General features: G+C 43.9%; 1 protein-coding gene. It reads left to right on the top strand.

What is annotated here, in order from left to right; all coding sequences use genetic code 11:
• Nucleotides 1-624: 624 nt before the first annotated feature.
• A partial coding sequence (locus tag R7190_RS25530; RefSeq protein ID WP_318137637.1) for a porin occupies nt 625-1509 on the top strand: 885 nt, incomplete at its 3' end.

Below are 1509 nucleotides of genomic sequence, written 5' to 3'. Positions count from 1 at the left end.
GCCTTTTTCATTTTCTTATTACCCTAGTTGTAATCGATGGGCTTTCTTGCCCGATGTGTTGATGACGCTAAGGTAAACCGCGAAAATGAAAGATAGATTGCTATTAAGTTATGATTTTATTGCATTTTTATTTCTGGCGCGTTTAAGCGCCTCTTTAGAAAAGGTGCATAACTAGAAGGGTTTTAGCTTTTTTTAGCTTTTTCGTGCTTGATTACTGACCACAATTTTTCCAAAAAGTTCCTGAAGGTGTTTTAAATTCACAAATGTAAGCAAATGTTTCTTAATCATCTGGCTCGATCATTTAAGTTTCAGAGGGTTATGAGATTTCGTGATCTTGCGCGTTACAAAACATTTCAATTTGTAAGGTTATTGATTGGATAGATGATAAGTTAGCAATCTAAATGTTTGCTTTCATTCGGTTTCTTATAATTTTTCACTCGGTTGCCGAAGAGTCTTCAAATAAAGTGGCGGCAGTTGTTGCGCAAAGGTAATTCAGTTTTGGCGGAAAAGATGCCCCAAAAAGCCTTTGTATACACCCGAAGCTATTGGCGTTCATTCGTACATAAATCCAAATGCTCAAGGTGCAAATCGACTAACCGACTAATAAATACATGGACTTAATAAATGAACAAAAAATTCCTAGCGGCAGCAATCGCAGCTGCAACATTCGGTACTCAAGCAGTAGCAGTGGAACTTTACAATAACGATGGCACTACGTTCTCTATTGGTGGCCATGTGTCTGTTAACCTGAACGGTTCAGAGCAAGGTGATACTGACGTAGGCACAAACTCTCCACGTATCAACTTCACAGCAACTCAGGATCTAGGTAATGGCTTTACTGCTGACGCTCGTGGTGAATGGGCACTTAACTACCTAGATGGCGGCGAAAACTCATTTAAAACTCGTCTTGGTTACTTAGGTCTGACTCACGATACATACGGTCGTGCAGTGGGCGGTACGCAGTGGGCACCTTACTACGACGTAGCTGGCGTAGCAGATATGCCAATTGCATTTGCGAACGACTTTATCTATGACGACCACGGCAACCTAGGCACTGGCCGCGCAGAGAAAATGATCTCTTACCGCAACGCAATCGAACTTGGCGAAGCAGGCAAAATTAACGTTGGTCTAGGTTGGCAAGGTACGAACGAAGCGACGGCTACGCACAAATACGATGACCGCGTACAAGTTGCCATTTCTTACGCGATCATGGGCGCAAAAGTGGGTTACACGTACAACGGTGGCGACTTCCAAGATTCAGCGTACATCGGTAAGCATTCAGCTGAATCTCACCTAGTCTCTGCGGCATACGGTTCTTACGGTCAAGGCTTGTACCTAGCAGCGGTTTACGGCTCGAACGAAAACATGAACTTCGACGGTAAAACTCGTCTAGCTGAAAGCGACGCGTACGAAGCGTTGATCGCTTATGCAGTACCTAAGAGCATAAATCTGAGCATCAGCTACGAGATGGTTGAAGGCAAAGACGTGAGAGGCGCGAAGACAGAAACG

It is taken from the genome of Vibrio sp. 1078-1 (assembly GCF_033340475.1).
Note: the sequence above shows the minus strand (reverse complement) of the source record. Positions and strands in the feature narration are given on the sequence as shown.